Below are 17,850 nucleotides of genomic sequence, written 5' to 3'. Positions count from 1 at the left end.
TGTCTGTCAGGGCGTGATGGTCGGGCCCGGTGCGGCGGGGAGGCGGCGCTTCAGCACGGTCGCGAGACGGCCGACGAAGTCCTTCATCGTGCCCGGCTGCGGCCGCGGCGCGGTGCTCGCCGCCTGCTCGTGATCAGGCGCGTCGTTCACGATGCTGATGTAGTTCTTTCTGACGTCCTGCTGCACGTGGGCACGCGAACCTTGGCTCGATCGGAGCCGGAACCATGCTGCGCATAAGGGGAACCAACGGTTAATTTTGTCGCCCGTAGGAATACCCTGTCGTGCTGGACACGAGGGCGCCGATTAACGGTTTGTTGAGCCTGTTCGTCACGGTCGGCACGGATGCCTGCCAGGGATGACAACAAAGGACGACAACCAAGGCGCTCATCGGTTGCGGCCGTCCGCATTCAGCGCCCGCAACATCGCGATGCGGGCGAACATCACCCAGCCGCCGCCTGTCTCGGCTGCGTTGATCAACGTCTCGATGGCGGTCTGCCAGTGCACCTCGTGCTGTGCGTCCTCAGGCAGCTGCATGATGTAGTCCGCCGCGTCTTGCAGTGTCAGCAGCTTGCGCTTGTGACTTGCGCGAACGGGATCGTCGAACGCCGTCGACCAGGGCATGTCAGGCCGGCCGATCGGCGAGGGGAGACATCACGGCGCGATTGCAGACGCGGATTGCGTCTAACCGGCCTTCTTCGCCCGCGCCGGCTTGTCGGCCTTCTTCGGGGGCGCTTCCTTGGCTGCTGCAGTCTTGCCACCCTTGCCGGTGATCGGCAGCAGCATCTCGCGCTGGCCCTCGACGCGCTTCTTCGGCTTCTTGCCCTTGACGGTCTCCCTGACGGGCTCCTTGGCGGCCTTGGCCGCGGGCGCCATGTCCTTCTCGCTGGCGATGCTCTTCTTCAGCGCGTCCATCAGGTTGATGACGTTGCCGCCGGTCTTCGGCGCGGCCTTCGCCGCGATCGGTGCACCGCTGCGCTTCTTGTTGATGAGGTCGATCAGCGCCGTCTCGTAATGGTCCTCGAACAGCTCGGGCTCGAACGCGCCGGACTTCTTCTCGACGATGTGCTTGGCAAGGTCGAGCATGTCCCTGGTCAGCTTTACGTCCTGAATGTCGTCGAAATATTCCTTCTCGCTGCGGACCTCGTAGGGATAGCGCAGCAGCGTGCCCATCAGGCCGCTCTCGAGCGGCTCCAGCGCGATGATGTGCTCGCGGTTGGTCAGCACGACGCGGCCGATCGCGACCTTGTCCATGCTGCGGATGGTCTCGCGGATCACCGCGAAGGCGTCGTGGCCGACCTTGCCGTCAGGCACGAGATAATAGGGGCGGATCAAATAGCGGCTGTCGATATCGGTCTTCGGCACGAACTCGTCGATCTCGATCGTGTGCGTCGAGTCCAGCGCGATGTCGTCGAGCTCGTCCTTGGTGACCTCGATATAGGTGTCGGTGTCGACCTTGTAGCCCTTGACGATGTCCTCGGAGGTCACCTCGTCGCCGGTCTCGGCGTCGACCTTGAGGTACTTGATCCGGTGGCCGGTCTTGCGGTTGATCTGGTTGAACGAGACCTTCTCGGTATCCGAAGTGGCCGGATACAGCGCGACCGGGCAGGTCACGAGCGACAGACGCAGAAAACCCTTCCAATTGGCGCGGGGGGCCATGGGCTACTCCAAACGCAACGGGGACAGAGGACGAGGATACCATCGGGGAACAACGAATCATAGCAAGGCGGATTGCGGAATCTTGCAACTGCGTTAACCGGCCGCCCGGCGCGGGGTTGCAGCCCGATGCAGCGGCAAAAGCCGGAACATCATATCCAATCACGCGTTGGCTCAAGACATCAGGCCGCGAGGGGGGGCGCGACCACCGCAGCCGACATCCAGAGATTGAGGGCAATATGGCAACCGCGCGAGAGCACGATCAGATCGTCGAAACCGCCACCGAGGCGCGTCAGGGCGAGCCCGGGCCGTCAGTGGCGGCTCTGCTTACCATCTCGACGGGGCTCGCGGTCCTGATCCTTGCCGTCATCTGGTTCGTGTTCTTCCGGACCTGACGGCCGATCGACGGGACGGTTCGGACCTTCCGACTCGTCGCGTAACGCGGCACATTGCGCCCGCCACGCCCGCCGGCTCGTCCGGTGGCTGCCTGGCGGGCGCAGTCGCGTCGGCGCTTGAGAAGCTCTATATGACCAAAAAGTAACGCGGCCGGTTCCCCGTGTTCATATTCAGTTCACGCCGGAATTGCTCATCTCTGGCGATCGATTGTGCAGTCTATTTCTGGAGAGAAGCGTGCGCCTGCTTGTTGTTGAGGACGACCCCGATCTCAATCGGCAGCTCACCAAGGCGCTGACCGACGCCGGCTACGTCGTCGACCGTGCCTTCGACGGCGAGGAGGGGCATTATCTCGGCGATAATGAGCCCTACGATGCCGTTGTGCTCGACATCGGCCTGCCGAAGAAGGACGGCATCTCGGTGCTGGAAGCCTGGCGCCGCAACGGCCGCACCATGCCGGTCCTGATCCTCACCGCGCGCGACCGCTGGAGCGACAAGGTCCAGGGGTTCGATGCCGGCGCCGACGATTACGTGCCGAAGCCGTTCCATCTGGAGGAGGTGCTGGCCCGCATCCGCGCGCTGCTGCGCCGCTCCACCGGCCATGCCCAGAGCGAATTGAGTTGCGGCCCCGTCACGCTCGACACCAGGACCGGACGGGTCAGCGTCTCCGGCAATCCGGTCAAGATGACCTCGCACGAATATCGGCTTCTGGCCTACCTGATGCACCATTCGGGGCGCGTCGTGTCCCGAACCGAGCTGGTCGAGCACCTCTACGACCAGGACTTCGACCGCGACTCCAACACCATCGAGGTCTTCGTCGGCCGCATCCGCAAGAAGCTCGACGTCGACATCATCCAGACCGTCCGCGGCCTCGGCTATCTCCTGACCCCGCCGCCTGCTCCCGGCGCTTGAGGCGTCAGGACTTGACGGCCGGCCGAACAGGGGCCTTGGTCCGGTCATGACGTCCGACGCCCCGCCCCCCTGCGCCTGCCGGGATCCTTCCGATGGCCGCTAGCTCGCTTGCCAACCGCCTGTTCCTGTCGGCGACGGCGTGGCTCGTGGTGATCCTGGCCATCACCGGGGTGGTGCTGTCGTCGGTCTACAAGAGCGCCACCGAGCGCGCCTTCGACCGCCGGCTCAATCTCTATCTGCGCACCCTCATCGCGGAGGTCGCGACGCCCGACGAGCCGCCGGACCGTCAATTCCAGTCGCTCGGCGAGCCCCTGTTCGAGCTGCCGCTGTCGGGCTGGTACTGGCAGATCACGCGGACCGACACCGAAAAGCCGGAGGTGCGCTCCTCGCGCTCGCTCTGGGACAAGAAGCTGCCGAAGCTGGAGGAGCAGGGCACCGAGCTCACCGCTGCCGGCATCCGCCTCGCCTATGTCGACGGGCCCGAGGGACAGAATCTCCGCATGGTGGAGCGGCCGGTCGATCTCGGCGCGGACGGCAAATATCTGGTCAGCGTCGCCGGCGACGACACCGAGATTTTCGACGAGACGCGGAGCTTCGACTACTATCTCGGCGGCACCTTCACCGCGCTCGGCATCGTGCTGCTGCTGACCACGGTGTTCCAGGTGAGGTTCGGTCTCGCGCCGCTCAAGCGCATCTCGGAATCTATCGCCGACATCCGCTCGGGGCGGGCGGAGCGGCTCGAAGGTGAATTCCCGGTCGAGATCGCGCCGTTGGCGCGCGAGACCAACGCGCTGATAGATGCCAATCGCGAGATCGTCGAGCGCGCGCGCACCCATGTCGGCAATCTCGCCCATGCGATCAAGACGCCGCTCTCGGTGATCGTGAATGAGGCCGGCACGCACGCCACCGAGCCGTTCGCAGCCAAGGTGATGGAGCAGGCGGACGTGATGCGCGACCAGCTCGCCCATCATCTGGAGCGCGCGCGCATCGCGGCGCGCGTCTCGGTGGTCGCGACCGTGACGGAGGTCGCACCCGTCATCGAGGCGCTGCGGCGGACCATGGAGAAGATCCATCGCGATCGCGGGATACTGGTCGAGGCGAAGGCCGATCCGTCCGCAAAGTTTCGCGGCGAGCGGCAAGATCTGGAGGAGATGGTCGGCAATCTCGTCGACAATGCCTGCAAATGGGCGGCCTCGCAGGTCTTCATCGAGGTTCTGGTGGAAGCGCCGCACCAGACGGGCGCCGGCCCGCGCCTGCGGATCATCGTCGACGACGATGGCCGCGGACTGTCGGAGGCCGAGCGCGCCCAGGTCTCCCGGCGCGGCCAGCGGCTCGACGAGTCCAAGCCCGGCTCGGGACTCGGCCTGTCCATCGTGACCGACCTCGCCGCGCTCTATGGCGGCAGCCTCTCGCTCGCGGGCGCCCCGACTGGTGGCCTGCGGGCGGAGCTGGTCCTCCCCGGAATATAATCCTTTGTTCCGGCTCGACTATTTGACCGGTCCGGCACCGATCCGGACCAAACCGGAGCTATTTCGGAGCGACTTCCTAAACGGCTTCTTAAGTGGGCCCCATCTATGATCGCGCAGGACGCATCCCACGTCTGCCATTTTATCGTGCATCACCCGGGCGCATGAGCCAGACATCGATCGAGCGGCTGAGGGAATATCTCGCGCAGCTCCCGCCGCAGTCGCAGGCGCTGCTGATGCGGGAGTTCGAGCGCGCGCTCGAGCGCGGCCAGGACACGGCGGTGGCGACGCTCGTGCTCGAGCAGCTGCGCAAGATCGTCCGCAAGACCGAAGTCGACGAGGCTGCGCCGCCGCGCACGGACGATCTGTCGCGGCTGTTGTTCCAGGTGCTGGAACCGTTCCTGGTCGAGACGGGCGCCCCTGTCAGGGTCGGCCAGATCCGCCGCTCCTCATTGCATCCGATCTGGCAATGGCTCGGCCGCGATGGCGCCCCCGACAAGGTCAACGAATTCGAGGCGGCGCTGGCGCGCATGCCGGCTTCAGACAGTGCAGGGCAGGTCGAAGCCCTCGCCGCGAAGCTCCAGGCGGTGGCCGCGGATGCCATCTTCGGGCTGACGGGTCCCGGCGGCGGCGACAAGTCGCGCGCGCTCGCCCGCGTCGGCCCGCCCAACGTGATCGAGGACCTCTATTCGATCGGAGCGGTGCTTCAGGTCCGGGAGGCCATCGCTACGCTGAACGAGAAGCTGCCGCGCTTCCTGCGTGCCTTCGGCGAAGCCCAAATCGCGTCAGTGACTTCCACGCTCAACATCCCCGCGCTCCAGACGCCGCAGATGCTGCCCTTCGCGCTGTCGATGGTTGTGCAGCGGATGACCGCGCCGTGGCAGATCATCCGCCTCGCCATCAAGATTGCCGCGTCCGACGACGAGATCCGCGTCGCGGCGACGCCCTACGGCGTGGCCGTCACGATCGCTTTGCATGATTTGTCCTGCGTTGCCGCGATCCTGCGCATGGACATCAAGCGCGGCCATTTCGAGAACGTCGCCGACAATCTCAAGGCGCTGCATGACGGCGTGCGCGGTCTTCGCACGGAGCTCGATCTGCGCAACGATTCCGTCTGGGGCAAGCAGCTGACCTCGATCCGGGCCGACATCTCCAATGCGCTGCAATCGGAGATCGACAGCGTTCCCGGCCGCGTTCGCCGCATCCTGCGCCAGCGCGCCGAGAAGGACATTCCGCCGGGGGCGCGGATCGACAGCACCGAGGTCGAGGAAACCGCGGCGCTGATCGATTTCGTCGCGACCTGCCGCAACTATGCGAGCGAGCTTGCGATCAACGAGGTGACGCTGCGCACCTATTCCGATCTCCAGCAATATGTCGAACGCTCAACCGAGCAGTTGGTGCAGTCGCTGCGTGCGGCCGATCACAAGGTCCGCACCTATCGGCAGCAGCAGGTGCAGGCCGCGATCCGCTTCTGCCAGGTGCTGTTCGGCGATGATTATGCGTCGCTGATGAGCCGCGCCGCGGAGAACGCGGCCACGGGCGAGCGCAAATCGTCGCGGGCAAGCTGATCAAGCGCATTTTTTTGTGATCACAATTTGTGGTTGACGGTGCCGGTGGCGGGCCCTACGGTCGCCGTGCAAGATTTTGGAATTTCTATCTGTGGGCGCATGAAACCCCTTATCAGCTCCATCGAAATTGAAAACCGCGTCATTGTCGCCAAGTATCAGAGGCTGATGGTTGGCGCGAAGGTGGTGCTGATCGAGAAGGCAAGCGGCCGGCAACTGCCTGAGACCGTCACCAGGGTTGCATCGCCCGTTCCCGTCGGGGCGTTGCGCATCAAATTGCCTGAAGCAATCGAGCCGGGAACATACTTCCTGAGGGCCTTCAACGGGCACGGCGAGGACGCGGCTCAAAGCGCGGACTTCGAGATCCGTTAAGCCGTTGGATTTTCACAGTTTCGGGACTGTGTGCGGTCGCGCCGAATTGACAATTGTCAATTGCCGCATCGTCCGGCCGTGGTGTAAAGCCACCTATGGGCGCGGTTCGCGCGCCGCCGGAAGCTTGCCAGATGACGCTATGGTTCGTGTTCGCGCTGATGACGGTCGCGGCGATTTTCGCCGTGCTTCTGCCGCTCGGCCGCAGCGGACGCGCGCAAAATCAGGGGAGCGAGGTCGCGGTCTACAAGGACCAGTTGGCCGAGATCGAGCGTGATCTCGCCGCAGGACTGATCGCCGCGCCGGAAGCCGAGGCCGCACGTGTCGAGATCAGCCGCAGGCTGCTTGCCGCGGCCGGGAGCGAGCCGGTATCGGAACCGACATCGAGCCTCAAATGGCGCCGCGCGGCGGCTGTGCTGGCGCTTGCCGGCCTGCCGCTCATTGCGATCGGCGTCTACATGCCGCTCGGCTCGCCCAGGCTTCAGGACTTTCCCCTGGCGCAGCGGGAGCGCGGGGCCGGGTCCGGCATGGCGCTCGAGAATCTCGTCGTGCAGGTCGAGCAGCATCTGGACAAGAATCCGACCGACGGGCGCGGCTGGAACGTGCTCGCGCCGGTGCTGGTGCGGCTCGGCCGCTTCGACGATGCGGTGCGCGCCTATCGCAACTCGCTCACCTACAATGGCGAGAGTTCGGAGCGCCGGGCCGATCTCGGCGAGGCGATCGCGGCTGCTGCCGGCGGTGTGGTGACCGCCGAGGCCAAGACCGAATTCGAGCGCGCGCGTGGCCTGAACGCGGACGATCCCAAGGCGAACTATTTCCTCGGGCTTGCCGCCGAGCAGGATGGCCGCAAGGACGATGCCGCCAACATCTGGCGCGCACTGCTGGCGAAAGCGCCGGCGGATGCGCCGTGGCGTCCTCTGGTGCAGACCTCGTTGGCGCGGGTCGGCGGCGGTGGCGCTACGATGCCGGCGCTGTCTGACGAGACGATCGCAGCCTCCAAGGACATGAACGAGGGCGATCGCAACGCGATGGTGCGCGGCATGGTCGAACGCCTGGCCACCCGGCTGAAGCAGAACGGCGATGATGTCGAGGGTTGGCTGCGCCTGGTGCGCGCCTATCTCGTGATGGGCGATCGTGACAGGGCAATGGGCGCTTCGACCGACGCCCGACAGGCGGTCGCCAACGACGCCGCGCGGCTGCGCCAGCTCAACGAAGGCCTCAAGACTCTCGGGCTCGACGGATGACGATGTCGGGACGAGGCGAGCGGAGAACGGATACGCGATGACGCGCAAGCAGCGACGTATGACCATCATCGGCGGCTCCCTCGCGGTGCTCGCGCTTGCAGCCGCGCTGGTGCTCAACGCTCTGCGCGACTCCATCGTGTTCTTCTCGACGCCGACGATGGTCGCCGAAAAGCACGTCGAGCCCGGCAAGCGGTTTCGTCTCGGCGGCCTGGTGCAGCCCGGCTCGCTCCAGCGCGGCGATAATCTCGCCGTGACCTTCGAGGTTGCGGACGGCGGCGCCAAGCTGCCGGTCGCCTACAAGGGCATCCTGCCCGACCTGTTCCGGGAAGGGCAGGGCGTGGTCGCCGAAGGCGCGCTCGACGCCAATGGCGTGTTCAAGGCCGACACCGTGCTCGCCAAGCACGATGAGACCTACATGCCCAAGGAAGTCGCCGATGCCCTGAAGAAGCAGGGGCATTGGAAGGACGATTACGGCGCCAAGGCTTCTGATAGCGTCAAGCCCGCGGCGACGACCGCGCAGGGCAACCCGCAGGGAGCAGTGCGTTGATCGCGGAATCCGGACACTACGCGCTGGTGCTAGCCCTTGGCCTGGCGCTGATCCAGTCCATCGTGCCGCTGATCGGTGCGCGCTTGCGCGATGACGCGCTGATGAACGTGGCGCGCTCCGCCGCGCTGGCGCAGCTGCTGTTCGTCGGTGCGTCGTTCATCGCGCTCGTGATGCTTCACGTGAATTCGGATTTCTCCGTCGCCAACGTCTACGAGAACTCCCATTCGATGAAGCCGCTGATCTACAAGATCACCGGCGTGTGGGGGAACCATGAAGGCTCGATGCTGCTGTGGGTCTCGATCCTGGCGCTGTTCGGCGGAATGGTCGCCGCCTTCGGCAACAATCTGCCGCTGTCGCTGCGCGCGCATGTGCTGGCCGTGCAGGCGTGGATCGCCAGCGCCTTCTATCTCTTCATCCTGGTGACATCGAATCCGTTCCTGCGCATCGCCAATCCGCCGATCGAGGGACGCGATCTCAATCCGGTGCTCCAGGACATCGGCCTCGCCGTGCATCCGCCGATGCTCTATCTCGGCTATGTCGGCTTCTCGATCTCGTTCTCCTTCGCCATCGCGGCGCTGATGGAGGGGCGGATCGACGCGGCCTGGGCGCGCTGGGTGCGGCCGTGGACGCTGGTGGCCTGGATCTTCCTGACCCTCGGCATCGCGATGGGGTCGTACTGGGCCTATTACGAGCTCGGCTGGGGCGGCTGGTGGTTCTGGGATCCGGTCGAGAACGCCTCGCTGATGCCGTGGCTCGCCGGCACGGCGCTGCTGCACTCGGCGCTGGTGATGGAGAAGCGCAACGCGCTGAAGGTCTGGACCATCCTGCTGTCGATCCTGACCTTCTCGCTGTCGCTGCTCGGCACCTTCCTGGTGCGTTCGGGCGTCATCACCTCCGTGCACGCTTTCGCCACCGATCCGACGCGCGGCGTGTTCATCCTGCTGATCCTCTGCCTGTTCATCGGCGGCAGCCTGTCGCTGTTCGCAGGGCGCGCGACCTCGTTGAAGCAGGGCGGCCTGTTCGCGCCGATCTCGCGCGAGGGCGCGCTGGTCTTGAACAATCTGCTGCTCAGCGTAGCCTGCGCGGTCGTGCTGTTCGGCACGCTCTATCCGCTGGCGATGGAAGCGCTCGACTTCAAGATGTCGGTCGGCGCGCCCTTCTACAATCTCACCTTCGTCCCGCTGTTCGCGCTGCTGCTGCTCGTGGTGCCGTTCGGGCCGATGCTGGCGTGGAAGCGCGGCGATCTGCTCGGCGTCACCCAGCGGCTGCTTGCGGCGGGCGTTGCCGCGCTCGTTGTGATCGCCATCGTCTGGGCCTGGACCCGTGGTGGCAGTGCGCTGGCACCATTGGCAATTGGGCTTGGAGTCTTCGTCATCGCCGGTGCCGTGACCGATCTGTCCGAACGGACCGGTTTGTTCCGCCTGCCGTTCGCAACGACGCTGCACCGGGCCCGCGGCCTGCCGCGTTCGGCCTGGGGTTCTGTGTTTGCCCATGCGGGCCTCGGCGTCGCGCTGATCGGGATCGTCTGCGAGACCACCTGGAACAGCGAGTATATCGCGACCATGAAGCAGAACGACGTTGCACACGTCGCCGGCTATGATCTCAAGCTCGACGGCCTGTCCCAGCGTCAGGGGCCGAACTTCCGCGAGATGATCGCCGAGTTCAACGTCAGCCGCGACGGTGAGAAGATCAGCGTCATGACGCCGTCCAAGCGCAACTTCACGACGCGCGGGTCCTCGACCACCGAGGCCGCATTGCTGACGCGCGGCGCGAGCCAGCTCTACGTTTCTCTCGGCGACGCGACTGCCGATGGCGCCATTGCGGTGCGCATCTATCACAAGCCGCTGGTGCTGCTGATCTGGTGGGGACCGGTGCTCATGGCCTTTGGCGGCATGCTGTCGCTGTCCGATCGGCGCCTGCGGGTCGGCGCACCGAAGCCGGCGCGGGCCAAGCAGCGCCTTCAGCCGGCGGAGTGATCCGATGCGGCGGATGATGGTCACGATCGTTGCGCTCACGCTGCTGGCTTTGCCCGCCGCCCACGCCGTGCAGCCCGACGAGATCATGTCGGATCCCGCGAAGGAGGTGCGCGCCCGCGACCTATCGCGCGAGCTGCGCTGCATGGTCTGCCAGAACCAGTCGATCGACGATTCCGACGCGCCGCTGGCGCGCGATCTGCGGCTGCTGGTGCGCGAGCGGATCGCTGCCGGCGACAGCAATTCGCAGGTGCTCGACTTCCTGGTCGCGCGCTATGGCGAGTTCGTGCTGCTCAAGCCGCGCTTCGAGCGGCAGACCGTGTTGTTGTGGCTGCTCGCGCCGCTGCTGCTGATCGGCGGCGGCCTGGCGCTCTGGCTGCAAATCCGCCGGCGCGCGCGAAGCGGTGCAGACCTACCAGCTCCGCCGCTCACGCCCGAGGAAGAGGCTCGGCTCGCAGCCTTGATGTCGGACGAGACGAAGTCGTCCTAGCGACTTCAAGTCGTCCCGGCCTACGTAATGATACGTAGGCCGTCTGCGGCCGCGTGTTTCATGCTCTGTTGACCTTTGTCTGGAAGCTTGTCGCGAAATTCGATTCCAGATTTTTGAGTCCTCAGCCGATGTTCACGAACAGCAATCTGACGATCCGCTTCCTGGTCGGCGCCGTCGTCGCTGCATTATTGTTCCTGCTGGGCATCGGCGGCGGCACCGGCTTCGTCGCGGTGCTCTACCTCAACAACGAGATCACCAGCCTGTCGTCGGATTTCGCCGCGCTCAGCGGCCCCGCGCGCGAGCATGCAATGCTGATCTACCAGCAGGCGCAGGCGGCATTCTCCTATTTCCTGATCGCCTGCGGCGTGATCGCGGTGGTCGCTGTCGCGATCTGCCTCACCACCTGGTTCGCTGTGCGCAACGGCATCCTCAATCCGCTGGCGGCGATTGTGCACGCCATGCGTGAGGTCGCCGATCAGAAATTCGAGACGCCTGTTCCGGGTCTCGGCGGTACCAACGAGATCGGCCTGCTCGCCGGCGCACTGGAAGTGTTCAAGACCAACGGCTTGGAGCGGCGGCGCCTCACCGAGCAGCAATTACACGAAGCGCAGCATCAGGCCGAGCGGTCGAAATTCCTGGACGCCCGGATCAAGCGCTTCAACGATCTCGTTGCCAGCGTGGTCGACAGCGTGGCGTCCTCGGCCGCGCACCTGAAGAGCAATGCCGAAACGCTGTCACGTACGGCCAACGACACGAGCTCCAAGGCCAATGCAGTCGCGAGCGCGGCGAACCAGGCCAGCGCCAGCGTGCAGATCGTCGCGGGCTCGGCCGAGGAGATGACGAACTCGATCGGCACGATCAGCCGCCGCGTCACCGACGCGACGCAGCGTGCCGAAGGCGCGGCGACGCAGGCCGAGAAGAGCCGCGACACCATCCACACGCTGTCGGATGCCGCCGACAAGATCGGCGAGGTCGTGCAGCTCGTGCAGGCGATCGCCTCGCAGACCAACCTGCTGGCGCTCAACGCCACCATCGAGGCGGCGCGGGCAGGGGACGCCGGCAAGGGTTTTGCCGTGGTTGCCTCCGAAGTGAAGAGCCTCGCGCACCAGACCAGCAAGGCGACGGAGGAGATCACCTCGCACGTCGCCAGCATCAAGGGCATCACCGCGGAGACGCGCGGCGCGATCGACGGCATCTCGAAGACGCTGTCGGAGATCTCGTCGATCATGTCGGGCATCGAGGTCGACACCGCCCAGCAGCGCAACGCCACGCAGGACATCACCCGCAGCGCGCAGGATGCCGCGCATGGAACGCTGGACGTCTCCAACCACATCGTCCAGATCACCTCGACGTCGGCGGAGACCGGCCGCATGGCGGCCGAAGCGCGCGATTCCGCCGTCGATCTGTCGCAGCAGGCCAAAACCCTGAAGCGTGAAGTCGACGAATTCATCGTCAGCGTGAGGGCGAGCTGATCTCGCCAAAGGCGTGTTCGACGCTCGTCAGGGGAACTCGATTAAGTTCCTGTAAGGCCACGACTTTCGGCGTGCGATAAACTGCCGCAACGGCGCGACCCTTCATTACAAAAGTTTAACCCCGCCGCCAGCGCACGGTAAGGCGGGAGCCCCCATCTTCATGTCCGTAACGTGCTGCCATCCGGCACCGAAAGAATTCAAGGCCTTGGAGATTCCTGCATGACCGACCGTCCCGACCTTACGAACCTTCCGTCCTACCGGCCGCCCCGCCGGTCGGTTTTCTCCGCGCGCAGGATCGCGCTGATGGCTTCGGTCGTCGCTGGCCTCGGGATTGCCGTCCACGGCTTCAGCCCGTCGACCTCGCCGAGCGAGCTGTTCTCCAGCCCGGCGCATGCGCAGGTCAACAACGAGGTCCGGAAGGTTGAGCGTCCGGTCGGATTCGCCGACATCGTCGAGCGCGTGAAACCGTCGGTGATCTCGGTGAAGGTCAACATCAAGGAGAAGACCGCAAGCAACGACGATGGCGACGATTCCTCCTCGCCGTTCCAGCCGGGCTCGCCGATGGAGCGGTTCTTCCGCCGCTTCGGCGGTCCGGATGGTTTCCCGGGCCAGAAGGGTGGCCGCGGCCGCGTCGTGCAGGGCCAGGGCTCCGGCTTCTTCATCTCCGCCGACGGTTTTGCCGTGACCAACAACCACGTGGTCGACGGCGCCGACAAGGTCGAGGTCACGACCGACGACGGCAAGACCTATACCGCCAAGGTGATCGGCACCGACCAGCGCACTGACCTCGCCCTCATCAAGGTCGAGGGCAGCTCGAACTTCCCGTTCGCCAAGCTCGCCGACAGCAAGCCGCGGATCGGCGACTGGGTGCTCGCGGTCGGCAATCCCTTCGGCCTCGGCGGTACCGTGACTGCGGGCATCGTGTCGGCCAGCGGCCGCGACATCGGCAACGGTCCCTATGACGATTTCATCCAGATCGATGCGCCCGTGAACAAGGGCAATTCCGGTGGTCCCGCTTTCGACACCAACGGCGAGGTGATGGGCGTCAATACCGCGATCTACTCGCCCTCCGGCGGCAGCGTCGGCATCGCGTTCTCGATTCCCGCGAGCACCGTGAAGAGCGTGGTGGCCCAGCTCAAGGACAAGGGCTCGGTCAGCCGCGGCTGGATCGGCGTCCAGATCCAGCCGGTGACGTCCGATATCGCCGACAGCCTCGGCATGAAGAAGGCTGAAGGTGCGCTGGTGGCGGAGCCGCAGGCGAACGGTCCGGCGGCGAAGGCCGGCATCGAGTCCGGCGACGTGATCACCTCGGTCAACGGCGAATCCGTCAAGGATGCCCGCGAGCTTGCCCGTACCATCGGCGGCATGGCGCCCGGCGCGACCGTGAAGCTCAACGTGTTGCACAAGGGCCAGGACAAGGTCGTGAACCTCACCCTCGGCCAGCTGCCGAACACGATCGAGGCCAAGGCCGACACCGACAAGGATAGCGGCAAGGGTGCGAGCCGTGGCACCGACGTGCCCAAGCTCGGCATGACCGTCGCGCCCGCCGACTCCGTCGCCGGCGCCGGCAAGGAAGGTGTCGTGGTCACCGAAGTCGATCCGAAGAGCGCCGCGGCCGAACGCGGCTTCAAGGAAGGCGACGTCATTCTCGAAGTCGGCGGCAAGAGCGTGAGCACCGCCGGCGAAGTCCGCGACGCCATCAACACGGCGCGGACCGACAACAAGAACAGCGTCCTGATGCGCGTGAAGAGCGGCGGCCAGTCGCGCTTCGTCGCCGTGCCCATCGCCAAGGGCTAAGCCGTCAGGAGGTCTACGAGATGAGGGGTGTCGCCGGCATCAGTCGCCCCCGCCGCCGACGCCCTTCGGGGGAGCAGCGTAAGGCCCGCTCCCCCAGCCTACCTTCCGGTGGAATTACGCCCCCCTCCGTCGGAAGGCCTAGGGCGGTGAGGTCCCCCCAGCTTCACCGCCCGCCTTTTTGCCTACCCAAGTCCCGTTTGCTTGGCTTGCATGCGATTGCCGCTCGCGCCATGTTCAGAGAAGGTTGACCCCCTTGACCGCCGCCGAACGCACGATGCGCCTCCTCATCATCGAAGACGACCGCGAATCCGCCGACTATCTCGTGAAGGCGTTTCGTGAAGTCGGACACATTGCCGACCACGCCGCCGACGGCGAGGAAGGCCTCGCCATGGCCGAGAGCGGCGATTACGACGTGCTGGTGGTCGACCGCATGCTGCCCAAGCGTGACGGCCTGTCCCTGATCGGCGCGTTGCGCGACAAGGGCGACTCGTCGCCGGTGCTGATTCTCTCCGCGCTCGGGCAGGTCGACGATCGCATCAAGGGTCTGCGCGCCGGCGGCGACGACTATCTGCCGAAGCCTTATTCCTTTGCCGAGCTGCTGGCCCGGGTCGAAGTGCTGTCACGGCGCCGCGGCGGTCCGGCCGAGGACACGCTCTACCGCGTCGGCGATCTCGAGCTCGACCGGCTGTCCCATCGCGTCGCCCGCGGCAAGGACGAGCTGACGCTCCAGCCGCGCGAATTCCGCCTGCTCGAATACCTCATGAAGCATGCCGGCCAGGTGGTGACGCGCACCATGCTGCTGGAGAACGTCTGGGACTACCATTTCGATCCGCAGACCAACGTGATCGACGTGCACATTTCGCGGCTGCGCTCCAAGATCGACAAGGGTTTTGAGCGGCCGCTGCTGCACACGATCCGCGGCGCCGGATACATGATCCGGGATGGGATACGTTAAAGCTTTGGATACTCTTCAATACGCAAGGCACTGAGCCAGAAGAATTTTGAAGCTTCCCCGGAAACGGCGGGGTCGATGAGAAATTCAGCGGTCGCGGCTTTGCGAGCCGCCGCGCATCAAGAGCGTGGTCAGGATTAGATGAAGGACGACTGCCGGCCACAGAAGGACGCCGCTCAATCCACCTGCGAAACCGAGGTAGGCCAAATATAGGGTGATGGCTCCGTTGTAGATCAACATGCCCGGCAGTGGCGGCCACCCTGGCCAACAGGCGATCCCCAAGGCAATCAGCGCAATGCCGGCGACACGCGCGACCGGCGTTGCGACACCGGAAAGCTGCTCGCCCAGCAACAACTGGCCAACCAGCGACGGCGCGATCAACAGCGCCAATCCCGTTGCAGCTTCGCTGATGGCGGCGAACGCCAATGCGCCTTTCATTTCTTCCCAACGTTCGCGGGTGGCTTTTGAGACTTCGACTCTTCAATGGGATCCGGCTCCGGCGCTGGCATAGGTCCAAGTTCTGCCTTGGCTTGCGCTGGGTCCTTCAACTCAGGTCCGAGCTTGAACGTCAGCTTGTTGATCTTGCCCGTGAACTTGAACGGAGGATCGTAGCGATACTCGAGCATCGCGACCCCGGTGCGGGTGTCCTGGCCGACGTCGAAGGTCTCGTCCTCGGGGAACGTGATCGGCGTACCGTGTTCTATGGATTTCCGGTCTACTTCCTTGCCATCCACTGAAAGTACGCCTGTACCGCCCTTGCCCAATCCCGGCCCATCCGACTTGAAGTCGAAGACGATGGTGTGCTTGCCCGCGGTCAACTCCGGTCCCGACCAGACCGTGCGCTTGAGGTTGAGCAGGTTGTAGAGGAACACGGGCTTACCCCGCCGAAGGCCCGCCACACCCTTGCTTAGAAGTAGCCCGTAGCCGCCGAAACGTCCGCCTTCGGTGACGATCATCCCTTCAGCGCCGCCGTTGGGAATCTCAACCTCGGCGGTGATGGTATAGGACTTGTTGAGGATGCTCGGCGCGGCGCTAGCCGGCACACCGGTCAGTTCGCCCGAATAGGTGAATACCGTCTGCCCAGCCGTCAGGCTTGGGCGCGGCGTATTCCAACGCGCGAGCGTCGTGTTATCGAGCGGCAGCACGTTGTACTTCTTCGCCTCGACATCAAAGACGGCTTGCAGCTCCTTGACCTTCTCCGGCATTTTGGCGGCCAGATCATTGAACTGAGTGGGGTCTTCCTGGACGTTGTAGAGCTCCCACTTGTAGCCCGTGATCACATCTGGCGGGGGCGCGCTGCTTAGCTCCCATGGAAGCGTGATCGGCGTCGTGGCCGCCACCCACCCATCGTGATAGATGGAGCGATTGCCGAGCATCTCGAAATATTGGGTCGTGTGCGTCGTCCTGGCATTGGCGTTCGCCTTGTCCCATGTGTACGCCATACTCACCCCTTCCATGGGGCTCTGTTTGATACCGTCGATCGTGTCAGGTTGCGAAATGCCGGTTGCTTCGAGGATGGTCGGGGCAATATCGATGACGTGATGGAATTGGCGACGGATGCCTCCGACATCGTTGATATGGCCGGGCCAGGACATGGCGACGCCTTGGGCGGTCCCGCCAAAATGCGACGGCACCTGCTTGACCCACTTGAATGGAGTGTCCATCGCCCACGCCCAGGGCGCGGCAAAATGCGGGAAAGTCTTGTCCGAGCCCCAGAACGGATACCAGAGGTACTGAGCCTTCACCGGCACCGGGACGCCATTGAAGGTCGTGAACTCGTTGGGCGTACCGTTGATCATGCCTTCGGCACTCGCGCCGTTGTCGCCGCCGATGTAGATAATCAACGTGTTGTTGAGCTCTCCGAGGTCTTCGACGGCTTGAATGACGCGGCCGATCTCATAGTCGGTGTAGGCAAGGTAGGCGCCATAGACATCTGCCTGCTTGATGAAGAGCTTCTTCTCCAACTCGCCGGTAGAATCCCATTGCGGCAATTCCTTCGGCCATGGCGTCAGCCTGGCGTGGTCGGGCATGATGCCCAACCGCTTCTGGTTGGCGAAGATCGTCTCCCGCAGCTTGTTCCAGCCTTGGTCGAACAGGTGCATGTCGCTGATCTTCTTGATCCAGTCCGGCGTCGGATGATGCGGCGCGTGCGTGCCGCCGGGCACGTAATAAACGAAGAACGGCTTGTCGGGCGCGATCTCCTTGAGCTGTTTCATGTGCTGGATGGCTTCGTCGGCCATCGCGGTCGTCAGGTTCCAGCGGGGATTGTCCTGGAATGGATAAATCGCTGTGGTGTTGCGGAACAGATTCGGCTGCCACTGACTGGCATCGCCGCCGACAAAACCATAGAAATACTCGAAGCCCATGCCATTGGGCCATTGATTGAATGGCCCCGCCTGGCTCGATTGATATGAGGGCGTGTTATGGTTCTTGCCGAACCACGAGGTGGCGTACCCGTTCGCCTTCAGGGTGGTGCCGATGGTGCCCTTCTCGATCGGAATGATCGAGTCGTAACCTGGGAATCCCGTCGATATTTCGCCGACGACTCCGAAGCCGACCGAATGATGATTGCGGCCGGTGATGAGCGCCGCCCGCGTCGGTGAGCACAGCGAGGTGGAATGAAAATTGGTGTAGCGCAGGCCCTGCGCAGCGATACGATCCATCGCGGGCGTGGGGACAACGCCGCCGAAGGTGCTCGGCGCTCCGAAACCTTGGTCGTCGGTCATGATGAGCAACACATTGGGCGCGCCCTTCGGCGGTACGACACGCGGTGCCCACCACGCCTTCGACTCCGAGGCTCTCTCGTTGATGACCCCTCCGAATTCTGGAGGCGGCGGCGGAAGCAGCTTGCCGTCAATTGTCGTCGTGGCTGCGGGCGAGCCTGGGGTGCCCGTGACCTGCTGAGCCGACGCGGAGATGCAACCGAGGGCGAGAATACTTGCTGTGGTCGCAAGGGTGCGGCAACGGATTTTCATATTCCGACCTCCCGCAGTCCATTTGGCGGGTTGAGGCTGTCA

The 17,850-nt window shown here is 64.6% G+C and carries 17 protein-coding genes; 12 read left to right on the top strand and 5 right to left on the bottom strand.

Features of this window, described 5'->3' with window-relative positions:
• Positions 1-6: 6 nt before the first annotated feature.
• From ACVJ5M_RS34795 to ku, 3 genes are all read right to left on the bottom strand, one after another.
• Entirely contained in the window at positions 7-186 is a 180-nt protein-coding gene (locus tag ACVJ5M_RS34795; RefSeq protein WP_028149907.1) for a hypothetical protein, read from the bottom strand.
• Between the two features lie 198 nt (positions 187-384).
• Positions 385-621 carry a hypothetical protein gene (locus tag ACVJ5M_RS34790; protein WP_063984551.1) on the bottom strand — a complete coding sequence of 79 codons (237 nt, stop codon included), beginning with the start codon at positions 619-621 and terminating at the stop codon, positions 385-387.
• 60 nt (positions 622-681) lie between these two features.
• Positions 682-1,656, bottom strand: a complete 975-nt coding sequence (ku, locus tag ACVJ5M_RS34785; RefSeq protein ID WP_063984550.1) for a non-homologous end joining protein Ku — start codon at positions 1,654-1,656, stop codon at positions 682-684.
• Positions 1,657-1,892: 236 nt separating this feature from the next.
• On the opposite strand from ku, the gene ACVJ5M_RS34780 reads away from it, so the two are divergent.
• From ACVJ5M_RS34780 to ACVJ5M_RS34725, 12 genes are all read left to right on the top strand, one after another.
• Positions 1,893-2,048 carry a hypothetical protein gene (locus ACVJ5M_RS34780; RefSeq protein ID WP_187387765.1) on the top strand — a complete coding sequence of 52 codons (156 nt, stop codon included), beginning with the start codon at positions 1,893-1,895 and terminating at the stop codon, positions 2,046-2,048.
• Between the two features lie 235 nt (positions 2,049-2,283).
• Positions 2,284-2,958 carry a response regulator transcription factor gene (locus ACVJ5M_RS34775; RefSeq protein ID WP_014496705.1) on the top strand — a complete coding sequence of 225 codons (675 nt, stop codon included), beginning with the start codon at positions 2,284-2,286 and terminating at the stop codon, positions 2,956-2,958.
• 92 nt (positions 2,959-3,050) lie between these two features.
• Entirely contained in the window at positions 3,051-4,427 is a 1,377-nt protein-coding gene (locus ACVJ5M_RS34770) for a sensor histidine kinase (protein ID WP_063984549.1), read from the top strand.
• A 161-nt stretch (positions 4,428-4,588) separates the two neighbouring features.
• The gene (locus ACVJ5M_RS34765) at positions 4,589-5,992 is read left to right on the top strand and encodes a hypothetical protein (RefSeq protein WP_063984548.1); all 1,404 of its coding nucleotides are present in this window, start codon (positions 4,589-4,591) and stop codon (positions 5,990-5,992) included.
• A gap of 99 nt (positions 5,993-6,091) precedes the next feature.
• Positions 6,092-6,361: a hypothetical protein gene (locus ACVJ5M_RS34760; protein WP_028149902.1), complete on the top strand. Its 270-nt coding sequence runs from the start codon at positions 6,092-6,094 to the stop codon at positions 6,359-6,361.
• A 131-nt stretch (positions 6,362-6,492) separates the two neighbouring features.
• Positions 6,493-7,602 (top strand): c-type cytochrome biogenesis protein CcmI, encoded by a 1,110-nt coding sequence (ccmI, locus tag ACVJ5M_RS34755; RefSeq protein WP_063986548.1) that lies wholly within the window; start codon positions 6,493-6,495, stop codon positions 7,600-7,602.
• 37 nt (positions 7,603-7,639) lie between these two features.
• Positions 7,640-8,149 (top strand): cytochrome c maturation protein CcmE, encoded by a 510-nt coding sequence (gene ccmE, locus ACVJ5M_RS34750; RefSeq protein ID WP_063984547.1) that lies wholly within the window; start codon positions 7,640-7,642, stop codon positions 8,147-8,149.
• Positions 8,146-10,125: a heme lyase CcmF/NrfE family subunit gene (locus tag ACVJ5M_RS34745; RefSeq protein ID WP_063984546.1), complete on the top strand. Its 1,980-nt coding sequence runs from the start codon at positions 8,146-8,148 to the stop codon at positions 10,123-10,125. The genes ccmE and ACVJ5M_RS34745 overlap by 4 nt, the downstream gene beginning before the upstream one ends.
• A 4-nt stretch (positions 10,126-10,129) precedes the next feature.
• Complete coding sequence (locus ACVJ5M_RS34740) at positions 10,130-10,612, top strand: cytochrome c-type biogenesis protein (RefSeq protein ID WP_063984545.1); 483 nt, start codon at positions 10,130-10,132, stop codon at positions 10,610-10,612.
• A 128-nt stretch (positions 10,613-10,740) separates the two neighbouring features.
• Entirely contained in the window at positions 10,741-12,084 is a 1,344-nt protein-coding gene (locus ACVJ5M_RS34735; protein ID WP_354099371.1) for a methyl-accepting chemotaxis protein, read from the top strand.
• Between the two features lie 219 nt (positions 12,085-12,303).
• Positions 12,304-13,881: a Do family serine endopeptidase gene (locus ACVJ5M_RS34730; RefSeq protein ID WP_028149896.1), complete on the top strand. Its 1,578-nt coding sequence runs from the start codon at positions 12,304-12,306 to the stop codon at positions 13,879-13,881.
• Positions 13,882-14,155: 274 nt separating this feature from the next.
• Entirely contained in the window at positions 14,156-14,836 is a 681-nt protein-coding gene (locus tag ACVJ5M_RS34725; RefSeq protein WP_063986547.1) for a response regulator transcription factor, read from the top strand.
• A gap of 84 nt (positions 14,837-14,920) precedes the next feature.
• Here ACVJ5M_RS34725 and ACVJ5M_RS34720 read toward each other — a convergent pair whose 3' ends face one another.
• Both ACVJ5M_RS34720 and ACVJ5M_RS34715 read right to left on the bottom strand, forming a co-directional pair.
• Entirely contained in the window at positions 14,921-15,271 is a 351-nt protein-coding gene (locus ACVJ5M_RS34720; protein ID WP_085402745.1) for a hypothetical protein, read from the bottom strand.
• Positions 15,268-17,808 (bottom strand): arylsulfatase, encoded by a 2,541-nt coding sequence (locus tag ACVJ5M_RS34715; RefSeq protein ID WP_231144433.1) that lies wholly within the window; start codon positions 17,806-17,808, stop codon positions 15,268-15,270. The genes ACVJ5M_RS34720 and ACVJ5M_RS34715 overlap by 4 nt, the downstream gene beginning before the upstream one ends.
• Positions 17,809-17,850: the final 42 nt, after the last annotated feature.

It is taken from the genome of Bradyrhizobium sp. S3.7.6 (assembly GCF_054061875.1).
Note: the sequence above shows the minus strand (reverse complement) of the source record. Positions and strands in the feature narration are given on the sequence as shown.